We start from the raw sequence: 17,369 nt of genomic DNA, 5'->3' as shown, positions 1-17,369 counted from the left end.
TATGGTAATTAGGCGGTGTTAAAATGGTGGTGATGAATGAACTCAAGATAGTCTTTATGGGCAGTCCCGAATTTGCCCTTACCCCGCTTAAAATGCTTCTTGCCGAAGGATACGATATCTGCGGCGTTTACACCCAGCCTGACCGTCCGGCCGGGCGGGGGCGTGAGCTTTGTCCTCCCCCGGTAAAGACACTAGCACTGGAGCATGGGCTGGCGGTTTACCAGCCCCAGAGTCTCAAGAAACCTGAAGAGCAGGCTTTTTTAAAGGAGCTTAAACCGGATGTGATAGTAGTGGCTGCTTACGGCCTTATTTTGCCTCAGGCAGTATTGGATATACCTGTTTACGGGGTGCTCAATATTCACCCCTCCCTGCTGCCCCGTTACCGGGGAGCAACTCCGGTTGCCGCCACACTGCTGGGGGGTGACGAATGGGCTGGCGTTTCTCTGATGAAACTGGAAGCTGGACTGGACACCGGACCGGTTTATTCCCGTTCTATGGTAGCCATCCGCCCTGAAGATACCACCCCCATTCTGGCAGACAAACTGGCCTTTATCGGCGGGTGTATGCTTTTGGAGTTATTAAGTCAAATCCCCTCTCTGCCGGAACCGAAGGTGCAGGATAACACTCAGGCCAGCTATTTTGGTATGGTCACCAAAGAGATGGGACTGATAAACTGGCAGACTTCGGCTGTTGAAATTGAACGCCGTGTAAGAGCTTTTTTCCCTTGGCCGGGGGTTTTTACCACCTTCAATCAAAAAACTCTGAAAATACTGGAAGCAAAGCCCCGAAATCTGGGGCTTGGGTTGAAGCCTTCTGAAGTCAGGGTTTATGAGCAATCCCGAGTAATGGTTGGCTCAGCTTCGGGAGAGCTGGAGATAATCCGTCTTCAGCTGGAAGGTAAGGCCGGTTGCAGTGCGGCAGATTTTGTCCGCGGGCAACGCAACTTTGACGGGGTTAATCTGGGAGTTTAGTCAGCTTTCTTGAGGATACGAGCCAGATAGGTTACCTGGCACATTTCTTCCAAAGCAAAAGTGTATTTCAGGGCTTCTTCTATGTTTTCCCCTGTTGCAAAGCTGCCATGACCGGCTACCACTATAACCCGGTGTGTTTCCAGTGCTGTAGCCACTTCTTCTGCCAGACTGCCGGGCTGAACCCGCTCTCCGAAACCGATAACCGGTATAGCTCCCAGGCAGTAAAGCCCCTCACCGCAGTCCGGTATTATTTCCCCCTCAAGCAGGGAGAGAGCGGCTGCATAAGGCGGGTGAGCATGAACTATGGCTTTGGCGGATGTGCGGCGGTAAATAGCCCTGTGAACGGGCAGTTCGCTTGAGGCAAGCGGGGTAAACTGGTCATTATGGTCAAGACCGGTCAGTATCAGGTCTGTTTCGCTAAAAAGAGGCAGTGAACTGCCGGTTCGGGTTATGTAAAGCTTGTCTTTCCATCGTTGGCTGAGGTTGCCGGAGTGTGAGGAAACCAGTCCCCGCCCGAAAAGCAGTTTTCCAGCCTGTATAAACCAATGCAGGGTTTCAGAAGGTGTTTGCCCGTTCAACTTAAGCTATCCTAATCCAGCTGGCGGATTACAGCTATAACCCGCCCCTGTATTTCAACATTATCCGGTTTGGTATAAATGGGCGGCATAGTGCGGTTGGCCGGCTGCAGGCGTACCCTGCCCGGTTCCATGTAGACCCTTTTCAGGGTGACTTCTTTCTGGTCTTTCAGCCAGACAGCGGCCGTTTCACCGTTGTCCACCGTTTGGGTATGCTGCATTATTACCAGATCGCCGTCATTGATCAGGTCTTCTATCATGGAGACGCCCTTAACCCGCAAAGCATAAATATTTTCCCGCCCTCGGGTAAGGTCTTCGGTAACCTCTATACTTTCGTCAGAAGTTACCACGGCAAAGCTGTCTGATTCGGGGACGGGTATGGGAGTGCCGGCGGCAATCTGACCGATGACAGGTATGCTTATGCGGCCTTCGTTGGTTTCTTCCGTGCCCACCAGCTCTATCCCGCGGGATATTTCGGCCTGGCGGCGGATAAGCCCCATTTTTTGCAGGATTTTGAGGTTGTAATCTACAACAGAGGTAGAGCTGATATTACAGCCGCTTACGATATCCCGAATGCTGGGGGGATACCCGTAACGGCGGCGGAAACGGGCAATAAAATCTATCATAGCCCGCTGTCTGGTAGTCAGTTTAGCAATCAACTCTGTCCCCGCATAAGAACAATTGTTCTACATAATAAACCAAAAACACCTTCCCTGTCAATACACAAAGGAAGGTGGAAAACGCAAATAAAAAGCGGTGTTACTTAGCGGCTTGGCTGAGCTTTTTCATCAGGCGGCTCTTGCGGCGGGCGGCATTTTTGGGGTGGATAATACCCTTTTCGGCAGCCTTATCTAAATTGCTCTGAGCGGATACAGCGGCGGTTTCAGCTTCGTTTATAGAACCGGCATCAACCAGTTTCTTGACCTTGGTTAAGCTGGTCTTAACCTGGCTCTTGGCCCGGCGGTTCTCCTGACGGTTGGCATCTGCTACACGCAAAGCTTTTTCCGCAGATTTTGTGTTAGGCAAGTGAGTCTACCTCCAATAAAATGTACCTATGGAATATAGCAAATATACAACCCAAATGCAACCGCAGGCACAGTAACTTTATCAGAAGGGCTGTTTCTGCTAAAATATAATGTATTTATGTAACCTAAGGAGCACAGTATGTTTTTATATTTGCTGTTTATGCTGCCTCCCCTGGCGCTTATGCTATATGCCCAGTGGCGGGTCAGCAGTTCTTTTAAAAAATATTCCAAAGTGGGAAATCTTTCCGGTCTGAGCGGTGTTCAGGCGGCCAGACGCCTGCTGGACGAACACGGGCTGGGGAATGTTCAGGTAGAGCTTACCAAAGGCAAGCTTTCAGACCATTATGACCCCAAAGCCAAGGTACTGCGGCTTTCACCTGAAGTAGCCAATACGGCTTCGGTGGCTTCTATAGGCATTGTCGCCCATGAAGTAGGCCACGCCGTTCAGGATAAAGAACTGTATGCTTTTTTGAAAATCCGTAACGCCCTTTTCCCGGTTGCCAACTTTGGCAGCCAGTTCGGCTTTATTATGGTGCTGGTGGGTCTTTTTCTGTATGGCTTCTCTTTGTCATTCGGTCTTTCGGTGGCTTGGGCGGGGGTAGCTTTATTTGCGGTGGCGGTAATATTCTCGCTCATTACCCTGCCGGTGGAGTTCAACGCTTCCAGCCGGGCCATGGCTATGCTTAGCGGCGGTTCACTGGTTTCGGTGCAGGAATCAGCCGGGGTCAAAGCGGTGCTGGGTGCGGCTGCCCTTACCTATGTGGCGGCTTTGCTACAGGCGGTCGGCCAGTTGCTTTATTTTGTACTTATGCTGGTGGGATTCGGGCGGAGAGACTAAAATATTTAATTCACCGCTTATCCATTTAAATATAAAAGCCCCGCCGGAAGCGGGGCTTTTTCTTGTCAAGCCAAGGGTGATAAACGTATAATCACACCAGTAGTCTTAGGGGGTAGCTAATGAAACAGCCGCAAGACCTGCGCAGTTTTGATAGCCTGCGGGAAATTCTGGGTATACTTCGCAGCCCGGAGGGATGTCCCTGGGACAGGGCTCAGACCCATAAATCCATGCGGGACAGCTTTCTTGAAGAAACCTATGAAGTGCTGGAAGCTCTGGACGCAGATGACAAGGATCGTTTTTGCGGTGAACTGGGAGACCTGCTTCTCCAGATAGTATTCCATGCCGAAATGGGCAGTGAAGCCAAAGAGTTTGATATGGGTGACGTGATAGAGGCTATAAACACCAAGCTAATCCGCCGCCATCCCCATGTATTCGGGGGAACTAAGCTTTCGTCCTCGGCAGAGGTTTTGCATAACTGGGAAGAGATAAAAAAGACCGAGCGTGGCCATGACAAACCCATGCTTTCCGGGGTACCCAAACAGTTACCGGCCCTTAGTTACAGTCAGGAAATACAGGGACGGGTGGCCAGAGTGGGTTTTGATTGGAAAGAAGACGAAGGGGTGCTGGAAAAGCTGGCTGAAGAAGTGGCTGAGTACAGTTCTGCCCCAAACGCCCTTGAAAAAGAAAAAGAATTTGGGGATATACTCTTTACACTGGCCAATTACGCCCGCAGGCAGGGAATAGACCTTGAGTCTGCCCTCAGAGGGGCAAACAGGCGTTTTTACAGCCGTTTTGAACACATGGAAGAGCTTTGCCGCAAAACAGGCAGGGATATTGCCAAGATGAGTTTTGCTGAACAGAATGAACTCTGGCAGGCGGCTAAAAGGAAAGAAAACGGAGAATAAGCAAATTAGAATGGTCGGGGCGAGAAGATTCGAACTTCCGGCCTCAGCGTCCCGAACGCTGCGCGCTAACCAGGCTGCGCTACGCCCCGCCAGATTTACTATTATAGAGACAATTGCTAATAAGGGCAACTTGAAGCTAAAGCAAGCAGGGGTTGGATGAAATGAAATATTGCGTACTTATTACTGATGGTGCCTCCGGCTGGGGGCTAAAAGAACAGGGCGGTAAAACTGCACTGGAACTGGCTCACACCCCCAATCTGGATAAGATGGCCCGAAACGGTTTTATGGGATTAAGCGCCAATGTGCCCCCCGGCATGGAGCCCTCATCTGCCTGTGCCTGCATGTCCCTGCTGGGGTATGACCCCGAAATTTATTATAAAGGGCGGGCGGCTATTGAGGCTGTCAGCATGGGGGTAAGTGTTGCCCCTGACGAAGTTATTTTCCGCTGTAATCTGGTATCTATAATAGACGGCAAAATGGCCAGTTACTCAGCCGGGCATATTTCCAGCCAAGAAGCCTCCGAACTGCTGGACGCAGTGTCTAAGCAGCTTGGCAGTGAACGGGTAAAGTTTTACCCTGGGGTAAATTACCGTCATCTGCTTAAACTAAAGGGTATGGGCAATACGGCGAACGCACTCTGTACCCCTCCCCACGATATTTCCGACCGGGAGGTATCTCCTTATCTGCCGCAGGGTGAGGGAAGCCTTATCTTAAACCAGCTTATCAGCTCCTCCCAGCAGATACTCAGGGATCACCCGCTAAACCTTCACCGCCAGAGTCAGGGTAAACTGCCGGCCAATTCCATCTGGCTGTTCTGGGGCAGCGGCCCCATTCCGCCCATGCCCTCTTTTAAAAAAGCTTACGGGCTGGATGCCGCTCTAACCTCAGGCGTAGACCTGCTGCGGGGTTTGGGGCTGATGATGGATATGAAAATACTGGAACTACACGGCATAACCGACGGGTTGAATAATGATTTTTCAGGTCAGATGCAGGGCGGTCTTTCTGCCCTGCGGGATAATGATATGGCGGTAATTCATGTAGAAGCACCGGATGAAGCCGGCCATGCCGGCAGTCTTTCGGATAAAGTAAAGGCGATAGAGCTTATTGATGAGTTTATGGTGAGTAAACTTCTTTCGTACCCGGAAGATATTCGGGTGCTTGTTATGCCTGACCATCCCACCCCCATCAAGCTTAAAACCCATGTGGCAGAGCCTGTACCCTTCCTGATGTGGGGCAAGGGTTTTTCAGCTAACGGAGTATCCCGTTTTACAGAGAAAGAAGCCCTTAAAACAGGTATAATATTTGAAAAGGGCTGCACCCTGATGCAGGCTTTTCTTAAATAGATTTATTTAGAGGTAGATAAAATATGCCCAGAGAAGATGACAGATACCGAAACGCCATGTACGGGGGGCATCCCCCGGCCTGTACCTGTGTGGATTGTACCCGCAGGCGGCTGGCAGGAAATACCCGCCGAAAAAGCGTGGAACGCAGCCTTTTCACCTGGATTATAGTAGGTGCGGTAGTTTTGGTGATAATTATGTTTGTACTGTGGTGGGGTAGCAGACCCTAAGTCTTTTATTTTCAGGCTAAAGGTTTATAATAGATGGCAAAATCCGGCTTTCCCGCCGGTGCAGGTCTATTAAAACAAACAGGCAAAATATAAACAGAATGTTTGGGGTTTAGTATGGCAGTTGTAGTTCATAAATACGGCGGCACTTCGGTTGGTGATGCCGAAAGGATTAAACACGTAGCCAAGCGGATTATTGCCGCCCGCCAGAAGGGCAATGATGTGGTGGCGGTGGTTTCGGCCATGGGAGATACTACCGATGACCTGATTGAGCTTGCCCACAAGCTCAATGATTGTCCCGAACCGCGTGAGATGGATGTTTTGCTCTCTACCGGTGAAATAGTTTCCAGCACCCTGCTGGCTATGGCACTTAAAAATATGGGTCAGGATGCTATCAGCCTTTCCGGCCAGCAGGCAGGCATTCGGACGGACTCGGTCCATTCCAAAGCGCGTATCACCGGCATTGATCCCAAACGTATCCATGACGAACTGGATAAAGGCAGGGTAGTAATTGTGGCCGGTTTTCAGGGTATTTCAGACTGCCAGGATGTTACCACTCTGGGGCGGGGCGGTTCCGATACCACAGCGGTTGCATTGGCGGCCAGTTTGGGAGCTTCCATATGCGAACGTTATACAGACGTGGACGGCGTTTATACCGCTGACCCCCGCCTGATACCGGACGCCCGGCGGCTTTCGGAAATAAGTTATGAAGAAATGCTGGAACTCTCGTCTTACGGGGCAAAGATAATGCACCCGCGGGCGGTGGAAATAGGCCAAGTGTACAATATACCCATTCTGGTGGCTTCCAGTTTTAATGAAAATCCCGGCACACTTATACATGGAGGGGAAAAGATGGAAATACGAAACAGGGTCAGCGGAATAGCCCATGATTTTGAGGTAGCTAAGATAACCATTTTAGGAGTGCCTGACAAGCCGGGCATAGCGGCAGGTCTCTTTGCCCCGCTGGCAAAGGCCGGGGTTAGCGTGGATACCATCGTCCAGAACTCCAGCCAGGACCATATCACAGACCTGACCTTTACGGTAACCAAGTCAGATTTGGGCAAGGCACTGGAGGTTATAGGCCCCATTGCCAAGGAACTTCAGGCCAGAGAAGTGCTGAGTGATTCCAAAATAGGCAAAGTCAGCATTATCGGCACCGGCATGCTGAATGCCCCCGGTTATGCCGCCCGTATGTTCAAGGCTCTTTCAGATGTCGGCATAAATATTTTGCTCATTTCCACTTCGGAAATACGCATAACCTGCATTATAGAAGAAGACAAGGTAAAAGATGCGGTCAGAGCCATACACAAGGCCTTTGAGATGGAAAAAGACTAGGGTTTTTTAGCGGTATAGTGTTTGGTTTAAATTGTATATAAAAAGAGAGTGGCTGCTTTAGGCAGCCACTACTTCTTTGATTTCGGGTATCTCGCGCTTCAGGATACGCTCAATGCCATTTTTCAGGGTCATTGTAGACATGGGGCAGCCGGCACAAGCGCCAACCAGTTTTACTTTTACTACTCCGTCCACAACATCTACCAGTTCAACATTGCCGCCGTCGGCTTCCAGGGCCGGTCTGATTTTATCCAGAACGGCTTCTACTTTTTCCAGCATCAGTAGCTCCTTCCAGTAGTTAAAAATTATTAAAACACCTATAAATTACAGTACCATAGCCTAGAAATGGTGTCAATTTGCCCCCGGGCTAAGCGAATTTTTAAGCTAATTGGAGTATAATAACCAAATAAATGGTTTCTCATACTTGTAGACGGGTTTAGCATACAGTAAAATAACTACTCGTTTAGCAAATAACTAAAAATGAGGAATCTATGGCATATCAAGAAGAGGAACAGCTAAGACTCAAGCGCCAGAGCAGTAAACAGGCTGTAGATTTAGCCATGGAAGGACGCTGGCAAGAGGCGGTGGAGGTTAATAGAAAAATTGTTGACCAGTTCCCGAATGATGTAGAAGCCTTTAACCGTCTGGGGCGTGCCTATCTGGAGCTGGCTATTTATCCGGAAGCTATTGCTGCCTACACCCGTGCCAAAGAAATAGATCCTTATAATGTAATAGCTGAAAAAAATCTGCACCGGCTGGAAGTGCTCAGCAAGGAACGCACCGCGGCCGGGCCGGTTATTCACCGTGTTCAGCCTCAGGATTTCCTGGAGGAAATAGGCAAAGCCGGGGTGATAAACCTGACCCGCCTGGCTCCCAAAGGGGTACTGGCCAGAATTGTAGCCGGTGACCAGCTTTGTCTGCGGATAGACGGTATGAATCTGTGGGTGGAAAACTGCGGCGGGGAAGTGCTGGGGATGGTGGATATACCTACTTCCAAGCGGCTTATAAAACTGATGAAGGGCGGCAACAAATATTCTGCCACCGTTATCAGTTCCAATGAAGAAAAACTGGTGGTGATTATACGTGAAACCTTCCAGCACCCCTCACAGATGGGTATACCTTCATTCTCTTCCAGAGGGATTTCCAAGAGTTCTGTCAGCACCGAGCCTGATGAGAGTGACAAAGAAGAAGGCGGATACGAGATAGAAGTAGATGAAACCGAACTGATGGCAGAAGAAGCTGAGGCTGAAAGCCAGACATATACTGATGATGAAAACGAGGGTGATCTGGAGGTTTAGAATATGGTAACAGGTAATACCAGGCCGATAAATATAGAAGATGAAATGAAGGGCTCATACCTTGATTACGCTATGAGTGTAATAGTCTCGCGTGCCCTGCCGGATGTGCGTGACGGGCTTAAGCCGGTACAACGGCGCATCCTCTATGCCATGAATGACCTGGGTATGAAACACAATACCCCCTATAAAAAGAGTGCCCGTATCGTGGGTGAAGTTTTAGGTAAATACCATCCCCACGGTGACTCTTCCGTTTATGACGCCATGGTACGCATGGCCCAGCCCTTTTCTTATCGTTACCCGCTGGTGGACGGTCAGGGTAACTTTGGCAGTGTGGACAACGACCCCGCGGCTGCCATGCGTTATACCGAAGCCCGTTTGGCTCAGATAGCCGAACATCTGCTGGCAGATATAGACAAAAATACCGTAGACTTCATGCCCAACTTTGATTCCTCGCTGGAAGAGCCTACTGTTCTGCCGGCCCGCATACCTAACTTGCTCATGAACGGCAGTTCGGGTATTGCGGTGGGTATGGCTACCAATATACCTCCCCACAATTTGGCCGAACTCTGTCAGGCTATTTGTTACCTGATAGATAACCCTGATTGCGGGGTGGACGAACTGATGCAGTTTGTTTCCGGGCCGGACTTTCCTACCGGCGGTACTATACTGGGTACTGATGGCATAAAGAGTGCCTATGCTACCGGTAAAGGTAAGATTGTTATCCAGGCCAAAGCCCATATTGGCGAAGTGGAAACCCGCAAGGCTATATTTGTTACCGAGATTCCTTATCAGGTAAACAAGGCCGAACTGGTGGCTAAGATTGCCGAACTGGTCAAGGAACGCAAAGTGACCGGTATTTCCGACCTGCGTGACGAATCTGACCGCCAGGGCATGCGGGTAGTTATTGAACTAAAGAGGGATGCCGAACCCCAGCAGGTTTTAAACAGCCTTTACAAACATACCAATATGCGCACCTCTTTCTTTGTAAATATGCTGGCGTTGGTAGACGGACAGCCGCAGGTTCTCAGCCTGAAAGAAGTACTTAAAAACTTCATAGATTTCCGCCATCTTATTATCACCCGCCGAAGCCAGTTTGAACTTAAAGCCGCCAAAGACCGTGCCCACATATTGGAAGGTCTTAAAAAAGCGCTGGATTTTATTGATCGTATCATCGCCATTATCCGCGGCTCCGAAAACGGTGATGCCGCCCGTAAAAACCTGATAGCCGAATTTGATTTCTCGGTAGTACAGGCCCAGGCTATTCTGGATTTGCAGCTTCGCCGTCTGGCCAATCTGGAACGCCAGAAGATACTGGATGAATATGCCGAACTTATGAAACGGATAGGTTATCTGGAAGACCTGCTGTCTCACCCTGAAAAGATTTATGCTCTGGTGAAGGAAGATGCCAAAGACCTTAAATCCAGCTATGGCCAACCCCGTGCCACCGAGATTTCTAACCAAGGTGTTATAGAATTCCGGGTGGAAGACCTGGTGCCTCATATGGATGTTATAGTTACCCTAAGTGAGCGCGGCTTTATCAAACGGGTACCGGCTAATGTATTCCGTCTGCAGCATCGCGGCGGTACCGGCATAATGGGTATGCCCACCCGCGAAGCAGACGCTGTCCGGTTCCTGTCGGTTTCGGATACCCATGATACCCTGCTCTTCTTTACCAACCGGGGCAAGGTATTCAGCCTGCGCTGTTTTGATATACCTGATGATTCCTCCCGTATCGCCAAGGGTACAGCTATCGTAAACCTGATACCTGTTACCCAGGATGAACGGATAACCGCCATACTGGATTTGAAAAGCTTCCCGGCAGACCATTTCCTGCTGATGGCTACCAATAAAGGTGAAATCAAGAAAACCTCCCTGCAGGAGTTTACAGCCGTCCGTTCCTCCGGCCTGATAGCCATGGATCTGACTGCTTCTGATGAACTGGTAGCGGCGGTAGAGACCATAGAAGAAAAAGATATTCTGCTGGCTACCCGTCTGGGTCAATCCATCCGCTTCCCGGTGAGTGAACTCCGCACCAGTCTCAGGGCTTCCGGCGGTGTCAAGGCTATAGTCCTCTCCATGGAGGACGAAGTGGTCAGCATGGACGTTGCCCAAGAGGGAACGATGGTAATAACCGTAACTGAAAACGGTGCCGGCAAGCTGACTGCCATAGAGGAATATCCCCAGCAGCACCGGGCTGGCAGCGGGGTTATAAACTTCAAGGTAGTAGATAAAACCGGTGAAGTGGTTGCCTCCAAGGTAGTCAGTGTAACTGACCAGATGATGCTTATTTCAGCCGATGGCATGGTTACCCGTACCCAGGTCAAGGAAGAAGACCCCTCACATGGCATACCCATCATGGGCAGAGCCACTCAGGGTGTGAGGGTAATGCGTCTTGAAGAAGGTGACAGAGTGGTTGCGGTAGCTACTTTTTAGCTGAAGTCTTTTGGTTAAAAATAAAGGGGGGCTTAAAAAAGCCCCCCTTTTTATTCGGATTTCAAACAGCAGGTTTATTTTCTATGCAGGCGGTCGGCACATTCCGTTACCGCTTTTTCCAGCCCGCAGGCATGGCATTTGCCTTCACGGCAGTCAGGAGTATCCTGCTCTTCCAGCGAGCGGGTATATTCCCTTTTCAGAAATTCGGCGCTTACCCCCGTATTTATATGATTCCAGGGCAAAGTCTCATCTAATGAACGTTTGCGGTGGGCATAGAATGAGGGGTTTAAGCCGCATTCGTCAAAAGCCTCCTGCCAGAGAGAAAAATTGAAACATTCACTCCAGGCATCAAATTTGGCACCCTTTTGCCAGGCGGTGTATATCACCCTGCCCAGACGGCGGTCTCCTCTGGAAAATACCGCTTCCAGCAGGCTCATTCTGGTATCAGACCAGGAAAGCTTTATCCCCCAGCGTTTCAGCCCCTGCCTGACTATATCTGCCCTTCGGTAGAGAGATTCCTCGTCCAGCTGGGCTTCCCACTGGAAAGGGGTATGGGCTTTGGGTACATATGATGCCAGACTCAGGCGTATCTGGGGGCGGCGTCCGGGAGCGATTCGGGACAAGGCGTTTACCTTGCCCACCATCTGGCAGATAGCGGCTGCATCTTCGTCAGTTTCGGTCGGCAGTCCTATCATGAAATACATCTTAAAGCTGGTCCAGCCGCTTTCAAAGGCAGTTCGGGCAGTAGCGCACAACTCTTCTTCAGAGGTAAGTTTGTTTATAACCCTCTGCAGACGCGGGCTGGCTGCTTCCGGGGCAAAGGTTAAGCCGCTTTTTCGGGCACCTGCCAGAACATTTACCAAACTGACCGAATCCGGGGTCAGGCGTAAACTGGGCAGTGACAGGGCAAGGTGTTTGTCTGCGTATTTTTCAGCCAGAGTTTTTACCAAACCTTCTATACCCGGATAATCCGAACAGCTTAGCGAAAGCAGGGAAATTTCATCATAACCGCAGTTGTCCATTATGCCTTCAACTGCAGTTATAACCTCTTCCGCCGGGCGCACCCTGACCGGACGGTACAGAATGCCGGCCGAACAAAAACGACAGCCCCGGCTGCAACCCCGGCTTATCTCCACTGCCCCCCTGTCCTGCACCACCTCTATATAGGGCACTACCGGTTTGACGGTTGGCGGCGGCAAAGCGGGCAAAATTCGGCGGTTCACCACCGAAGGCGCTTCAGGTACGGTTGGGGTGATGGATTTTAAAGTTCCGTCAGGGTTATATTCAGCCTGATACAGGCTTGGTACATAAATTCCGGGGATTTTGGCCAGCTCCCTCAGAAGCTGTGGTTTGGAAAGAGTGCGTTTTTTAGCATCAATAAAGCCTTTACACAGGTCTTCCATTGCCTCTTCGGCATCGCCTATTACAAAAGCATCTATAAAGTCTGCCAAAGGTTCAGGGTTCAGGCTGCAGCTTCCCCCGGCAATTACCAGCGGGAAATCCCCTCCCCTTTCGGCTCCCAGTATGGGTATGCCGGCCAGAGACAGCATATTCAGTATATTGGTATAGGTAAGTTCATATCCCAGTGAAAAGCCCAGAATATCAAATTCTTTTAATGGGTGGCCGCTTTCCAGACTGACAAAAGGCAGGTTGTGCTCACGGATAAGGTTTTCCATATCCAGCCAGGGGGCAAATACCCTTTCGGCCAGTATACTGGGGTTGCGGTTTAAAATATCGTAAAGCAGGGGTATGGCCAGGTTGGACATGCCTATTTCATATGTATCTGGAAAGCTCAGGGCAACCTTCAGGGGGATATCAGCCCATTCTTTGCAAACGGAATTCCATTCCCCGCCGGTATAACGGCCGGGCTTTTCAACCTGATGGAGAATATGTTCGGGATAGTTCAAAAGCGTTCCTCTCTGGGACTAATTCTGGTAAAAACAATAAACTGTGTTTCGGGTTTATTCCAGCTTGAAAAGCAGGTCATCGCCGGCGGCTATGACGGGTATGCCGGTTTCACTTGCCAGCTGTGCCGCCATTTTAGCCGGGTCTGCCCGGTAAAGCTGCAGACCAAAGTGGGTAAGTATAGCCGTTTTGGGTTTAGCCGCGGTAATAAGTTTGGCGGCATCCGGTATGCTCAAATGATAAATACGTTCTATAGCTTCCTTCAGGACTACGTTTATTATCAGAACATCGCAACCTGCGTAAACCTGCGGCATCTCCTCAAAATAACGGGTATCGCTTACGTAACCTATGCGGTGGCTGGAAGATTCAAAGATAAATCCGTAGGTTTCCACCGGGTGCTGATGACGCCGGGTGGTGAAAACCTTTATCCCGTCCAGATTGTATTCACGGCCTTCTTCAAGCATGGTCAGGTCATTTAAAAACGGCTTCAGATAAGAGTATATAACCGGCTCATTATCAAACGCGTCTTTAGGGGCCAGAAAATGGCCGTGTTTCTTAAACCCTCCCTGGGTCATGGCTTCTATCATTACGTTCACATCGCCGGAGTGGTCAAGGTGGCGGTGAGACAAAAGAATAGCACTCAGTTTTTCCGGGTCTAAGCCCAAGCGGCATACCTGCACAATACTGCCCGGACCGGGGTCAATCAGGAAACGCTTGCCGTCAAGGTTTAGCCAGATTCCGCCCGAAGCCAGTATCTGGCGGCTGACCATAAATCTGGCACCGCCGGTACCCAGAAAAGTTAGGCTGTTTGTTTCTTCGGTGTAGTTCATATCAGACACTTAGTATAGACATTATTTATCCAAATGCCAATTTATAAAATATTTAGACCTGCTTTGGGCACTAGTTATAAAAGCTTGTGTAGAAAGTGTGGGGCTATGTGTTAGAATATTGCATCCCTGATTTTCCCCGAATAAGGAGAGGGCTTTGGAAGAATTAGGCTCCAGCTTCGGGTTGGACTTAATCATTGTTCTGGTGGCGGCTGTTCTGGCCGGGTTACTTGCACGCCGCTTCAAACTGCCCCTTTTATTGGGGTATCTGGGGGCGGGTATAGCCATAGGCCCAAACGGTTTCGGGCTGGTACAGTCTCCGGGCGTAATTGAATCTATGGCTACAGTCGGGGTAATTCTGCTCCTTTTTACACTGGGGCTGGATTTTTCACTGGATGAACTCAAACGGGTAGGACGGGTGGCGGTACTGGGCGGTCTTATCCAGATAATTGTGACTGCCGGATTTGGCTTTTTGCTGGGCAGAAGTCTGGGCTGGGATATAAATGCCTCTATCTTCTTCGGGTTTATGGTCTCACTTTCCTCTACCCTGATAGTCCTTAAGATACTTATGGACAGGGGCGAAATGGAAGCCCCTCACGGGCGGGTGATGCTGGGTATTTTACTGGTGCAGGATATTTGCCTTATTCCCCTGATGATTATTTTACCGGCTTTGGGGGGTGACGGCGGGGATATCGGCTTTACCATGGGCATTGCCTTTGCCAAAGCCACAGCCTTTATTCTGGCTATGTTTGCACTGGGTTTCTGGGTTTTCCCCCGTTTGCTGGGGAGAGTGGCTTCCCATTCCCACGAGCTTTTTTTGCTGTCCGTTATCACCTTGTCTCTGGGGGCGGCCATGGGGGCAACTGCGCTGGGGCTTTCACCGGCGGTAGGTGCTTTTATAGCCGGACTTCTTATAGGACAGTCCATGTATGCAAAGCAGGCATTGGCAGATATAATCCCCCTGCGGGATATTTTCGGGGCTTTGTTCTTTGTTTCTCTGGGTATGCTGGCTAACCTGAACTTTGCGGTGGAAAACATGGGTTTGGTTCTGCTGGTCGTGGCCTTTCTGGTGGTTATCAAGAGTCTGGTGGCCGGGGTGGTGCCCTGGCTTTTCGGCTATACCTTCCAGACGTCTTTTACTACCGGTATCGGCCTGATGCAGATAGGTGAATTCAGTTTTGTACTAGCCGGGGTAGGTCTGGCCGCATCGGTCATTACAGACAGCATTTACGCCATTACTATCAGCGCTGCGGTTATTACCATGATAATCACTCCTTTTGCCTTAAGTTTCAGCGGTGCGGCCTACCGGAAGGTCAGCCAGTGGCCACTAGCCAGCAAACTGGTCAGCCTGCGTACCTCCGGGCAGACGGAATATAAGGATTTGGATATTTCCAACCATGCGGTTATCTGTTCGCAAGGGGGTGTAGCCAAGACCCTGACCCGTGTGATGAGCCGCCGAAATTTCCCCTTTCTGGTTATAGATTTAGACCCCCAGACCATAGCTGAACTTCGCCGCCAGAAAGCTCCCGCCATATACGGTGATGCCGCCAATCCGGAAATACTCAAATTTGCCCGCTTGGATAAAGCCCGCCTGCTTATTTGTGCCATGCCCGGTTTTGCAGATACTGAACAGGTAGTCAAAAATGCCCGCAAGATAAATTCACGGCTGGATATTGTAGCCAGAGTAACCAGTGACATGCAGGCGGAAAAACTTAAAAAAATGGGCGTTAGCGAGGTTGTCCAACCCGAATTTGAAGTAGGTCTGGAACTCTCCCGCCACGCCATGCACCGCTTCGGCATGACTACTATTGAAATCCAGTACATTTTGAACAGCCTGCGGAATATGGGCAAACCAGAGTAGCTTCAGGTACAGTCGAATATGCTATACTTTTAGCATCTTTTAAAGGGAAAAGCAGATGAAGAAATATAAAACAGGGATTATAAACGTAACCGGTTATGCAGGGCTTGAGCTTGCCCGTATTCTGGAAAGCCACCCCTCGGTAGAGCTTTGTTCGGTAACCGGCAGGAGTCTGGCTGGTAAAAAACTTTCGGATGTATTTCCCTATCTGCATCGCCTTGATTTGCCTATTACTGAAAATCTGGAAGGGCAAGTGGATGTTGCCTTTCTGGCTCTGCCTCACAAAGAAGGGGCAGCTTTAGTACCCGCTTTGCTGGAAAAAGGTATGCGGGTAATAGATATCAGCGCCGATTTTCGTTTGAAAGACCCGGCTCTGTATCAGGCATGGTACGGATTTGAACATCCCTGCCCGGGGCTCTTGGAGGAAGCGGTGTATGGTCTGCCTGAGCTTAAGCGTAAGGATATTGCCGGCGCCCGTCTGGTGGCAAATCCGGGCTGTTACCCTACCTCAGCCATACTTGGGCTTGTCCCGGCTTTTAAAAGTGACCTGATAGAGCCAAGTGCCATTATAGATGCCAAGTCCGGGCTTTCCGGTTCGGGGCGAACACCCACTGTAAAAACCATATTTTGCGAGGCTGACGAAGATGTTTGTGCCTATTCCATCGGCACTCACCGTCATCAGCCGGAGATAGTTCAGGAGCTTTGCCGCGCCAGCAGAGGGGTAATCCCGCGGGTTACTTTCTGCCCTCATCTGGTACCCATGAGCCGGGGTATACTCTCAACTGCCTATGCGCGTTTGAAACAGCCGGTTACAGACGAAGAAGTCAAAGAGATTTACCGACAGTTTTATAAAGATGAACCTTTTGTAAAAGTAACTGCCGAACCACCCCACACCCGTTATACCCGGGGTACTAATATGTGCTTTATATATCCGGTGGTGGATGCCCTGAATGAACAGTTGATAGTCATAAGCTGCATAGATAATCTGGTAAAGGGTGCGGCGGGGCAGGCTGTACAGAATATGAATATTATGCTGGGTCTGGCTGAAACGGAAGGCCTTGAAGCTATGGCCACCCTGCCTTAGCTTTAGTTTGCCAGCCACTTGCAGTTTTGCTATACTAATTACCCTGTGTGCCCCCATCGTCTAGAGGCCCAGGACAGCGGCCTTTCACGCCGTCAACAGGGGTTCGAATCCCCTTGGGGGTACCAATTTACCTTCTGGTTTTTCTGATATTTAGCTGCTCTGGCTAAATATTATCTATTTTTCAGCTATCCTTCTTAACCGGGTGGTATAATATATATCCGACAGTCCTTACAGGAGGTAACCGATATGCTGGAATACTTTCGTACCCACGTCATAGCCTATACCATTGTTCTTCTGGTGTGTTTCTTTGTCATGCTGGCAGGTATATTATACTGGCCGCTCTTTATTGCGGGCGGGATACTTTTTATGGGCCTGTTTCTGCTCGGGTTTAAACTTATCCGCGAACCCGAAGAATACGAAGAAGAAGTAACAATTAAACCTGTCCAAAAAGACTAGTGTCCCCTTAATGAAACGGAGGCTTTGAGAAATGGGAGTAAAACAGCTGGGTGAAACCTACAAGTGCGATATATGCGGCAATATTGTTCGGGTTATAAAAGTTGGCGGCGGTACGCTGGTCTGCTGCGGGCAGGATATGAAACGGATTGAAGATTCGTATAAAGCACCCATAAATCTGCCTGATTCCAGTGGTGAATAGCTACAGATTTTTATTTTCCGATTAAGTTTTCAAGCGGGACAGCGGGGTTTTGGTAAACTTCTGCAGGTTAGCCAAAAACGGCAGGCAATAATGAAT

At 49.8% G+C, this 17,369-nt stretch carries 18 protein-coding genes and 2 tRNA genes; 13 read left to right on the top strand and 7 right to left on the bottom strand.

Annotated elements, in window-relative coordinates:
- Positions 1-23 precede the first annotated feature (23 nt).
- Positions 24-971, top strand: coding sequence for a methionyl-tRNA formyltransferase (fmt, locus tag X794_RS07240; protein ID WP_050708059.1), 948 nt, complete (start codon positions 24-26; stop codon positions 969-971).
- On the opposite strand, the gene X794_RS07235 is transcribed toward fmt, so the two are convergent.
- The 3 genes from X794_RS07235 to rpsT form a co-directional block, all read right to left on the bottom strand.
- Entirely contained in the window at positions 968-1,549 is a 582-nt protein-coding gene (locus X794_RS07235; RefSeq protein WP_015407360.1) for an aldolase, read from the bottom strand. The genes fmt and X794_RS07235 overlap by 4 nt on opposite strands.
- A gap of 11 nt (positions 1,550-1,560) precedes the next feature.
- Positions 1,561-2,205 (bottom strand): transcriptional repressor LexA, encoded by a 645-nt coding sequence (lexA, locus tag X794_RS07230; protein ID WP_015407359.1) that lies wholly within the window; start codon positions 2,203-2,205, stop codon positions 1,561-1,563.
- 100 nt (positions 2,206-2,305) lie between these two features.
- Entirely contained in the window at positions 2,306-2,572 is a 267-nt protein-coding gene (gene rpsT, locus X794_RS07225) for a 30S ribosomal protein S20 (protein WP_034376970.1), read from the bottom strand.
- A gap of 138 nt (positions 2,573-2,710) precedes the next feature.
- On the opposite strand from rpsT, the gene X794_RS07220 reads away from it, so the two are divergent.
- Positions 2,711-3,409, top strand: coding sequence for a zinc metallopeptidase (locus X794_RS07220; protein WP_011310071.1), 699 nt, complete (start codon positions 2,711-2,713; stop codon positions 3,407-3,409).
- Positions 3,410-3,528: 119 nt separating this feature from the next.
- A complete protein-coding gene (gene mazG / locus X794_RS07215) occupies positions 3,529-4,314 on the top strand; it encodes a nucleoside triphosphate pyrophosphohydrolase (RefSeq protein ID WP_034376972.1) in 786 nt (261 codons plus the stop codon).
- 11 nt (positions 4,315-4,325) lie between these two features.
- Here mazG and X794_RS07210 read toward each other — a convergent pair.
- Positions 4,326-4,403, bottom strand: a tRNA-Pro gene (locus tag X794_RS07210).
- A 72-nt stretch (positions 4,404-4,475) separates the two neighbouring features.
- Between X794_RS07210 and X794_RS07205 the strand changes: the two genes are divergently transcribed.
- From X794_RS07205 to X794_RS07195, 3 genes are all read left to right on the top strand, one after another.
- Positions 4,476-5,657, top strand: coding sequence for a cofactor-independent phosphoglycerate mutase (locus X794_RS07205; RefSeq protein WP_011310069.1), 1,182 nt, complete (start codon positions 4,476-4,478; stop codon positions 5,655-5,657).
- Between the two features lie 23 nt (positions 5,658-5,680).
- Entirely contained in the window at positions 5,681-5,884 is a 204-nt protein-coding gene (locus X794_RS07200) for a hypothetical protein (protein WP_011310068.1), read from the top strand.
- A 114-nt stretch (positions 5,885-5,998) separates the two neighbouring features.
- Positions 5,999-7,216, top strand: coding sequence for an aspartate kinase (locus X794_RS07195; protein WP_034376973.1), 1,218 nt, complete (start codon positions 5,999-6,001; stop codon positions 7,214-7,216).
- Positions 7,217-7,273: 57 nt separating this feature from the next.
- Here X794_RS07195 and X794_RS07190 read toward each other — a convergent pair whose 3' ends face one another.
- Complete coding sequence (locus X794_RS07190) at positions 7,274-7,492, bottom strand: NifU family protein (protein ID WP_011310066.1); 219 nt, start codon at positions 7,490-7,492, stop codon at positions 7,274-7,276.
- A 212-nt stretch (positions 7,493-7,704) separates the two neighbouring features.
- Between X794_RS07190 and X794_RS07185 the strand changes: the two genes are divergently transcribed.
- Together X794_RS07185 and gyrA are read left to right on the top strand one after the other, a co-directional pair.
- Positions 7,705-8,511, top strand: coding sequence for a tetratricopeptide repeat protein (locus tag X794_RS07185; RefSeq protein ID WP_011310065.1), 807 nt, complete (start codon positions 7,705-7,707; stop codon positions 8,509-8,511).
- Positions 8,512-8,514: 3 nt separating this feature from the next.
- Positions 8,515-10,944: a DNA gyrase subunit A gene (gene gyrA, locus X794_RS07180; RefSeq protein WP_011310064.1), complete on the top strand. Its 2,430-nt coding sequence runs from the start codon at positions 8,515-8,517 to the stop codon at positions 10,942-10,944.
- A gap of 74 nt (positions 10,945-11,018) precedes the next feature.
- Here the strand turns inward: gyrA and X794_RS07175 are convergent, their stop codons facing one another.
- Both X794_RS07175 and X794_RS07170 read right to left on the bottom strand, forming a co-directional pair.
- The gene (locus tag X794_RS07175; protein ID WP_011310063.1) at positions 11,019-12,851 is read right to left on the bottom strand and encodes a TIGR03960 family B12-binding radical SAM protein; all 1,833 of its coding nucleotides are present in this window, start codon (positions 12,849-12,851) and stop codon (positions 11,019-11,021) included.
- Between the two features lie 54 nt (positions 12,852-12,905).
- A complete protein-coding gene (locus X794_RS07170; RefSeq protein WP_011310062.1) occupies positions 12,906-13,679 on the bottom strand; it encodes an MBL fold metallo-hydrolase in 774 nt (257 codons plus the stop codon).
- 154 nt (positions 13,680-13,833) lie between these two features.
- Here X794_RS07170 and X794_RS07165 point away from each other — a divergent pair, with 154 nt between their 5' ends.
- From X794_RS07165 to X794_RS07145, 5 genes are all read left to right on the top strand, one after another.
- Positions 13,834-15,537: a cation:proton antiporter gene (locus tag X794_RS07165; RefSeq protein ID WP_011310061.1), complete on the top strand. Its 1,704-nt coding sequence runs from the start codon at positions 13,834-13,836 to the stop codon at positions 15,535-15,537.
- A gap of 55 nt (positions 15,538-15,592) precedes the next feature.
- Positions 15,593-16,618 carry an N-acetyl-gamma-glutamyl-phosphate reductase gene (gene argC / locus X794_RS07160; protein ID WP_011310060.1) on the top strand — a complete coding sequence of 342 codons (1,026 nt, stop codon included), beginning with the start codon at positions 15,593-15,595 and terminating at the stop codon, positions 16,616-16,618.
- 49 nt (positions 16,619-16,667) lie between these two features.
- Positions 16,668-16,743 (top strand) — tRNA-Glu (locus X794_RS07155).
- 121 nt (positions 16,744-16,864) lie between these two features.
- On the top strand, positions 16,865-17,074 hold the full coding sequence (locus tag X794_RS07150; protein ID WP_011310059.1) for a hypothetical protein: 210 nt from the start codon (positions 16,865-16,867) through the stop codon (positions 17,072-17,074).
- 31 nt (positions 17,075-17,105) lie between these two features.
- Positions 17,106-17,273: a desulfoferrodoxin FeS4 iron-binding domain-containing protein gene (locus X794_RS07145; RefSeq protein ID WP_011310058.1), complete on the top strand. Its 168-nt coding sequence runs from the start codon at positions 17,106-17,108 to the stop codon at positions 17,271-17,273.
- Positions 17,274-17,369 lie beyond the last annotated feature (96 nt).

Origin of the sequence: Dehalococcoides mccartyi CG5 (assembly GCF_000830885.1) — a bacterium.
Taxonomy (GTDB): domain Bacteria; phylum Chloroflexota; class Dehalococcoidia; order Dehalococcoidales; family Dehalococcoidaceae; genus Dehalococcoides; species Dehalococcoides mccartyi_B.
This window is presented reverse-complemented; position numbering and strand designations above follow the sequence as displayed.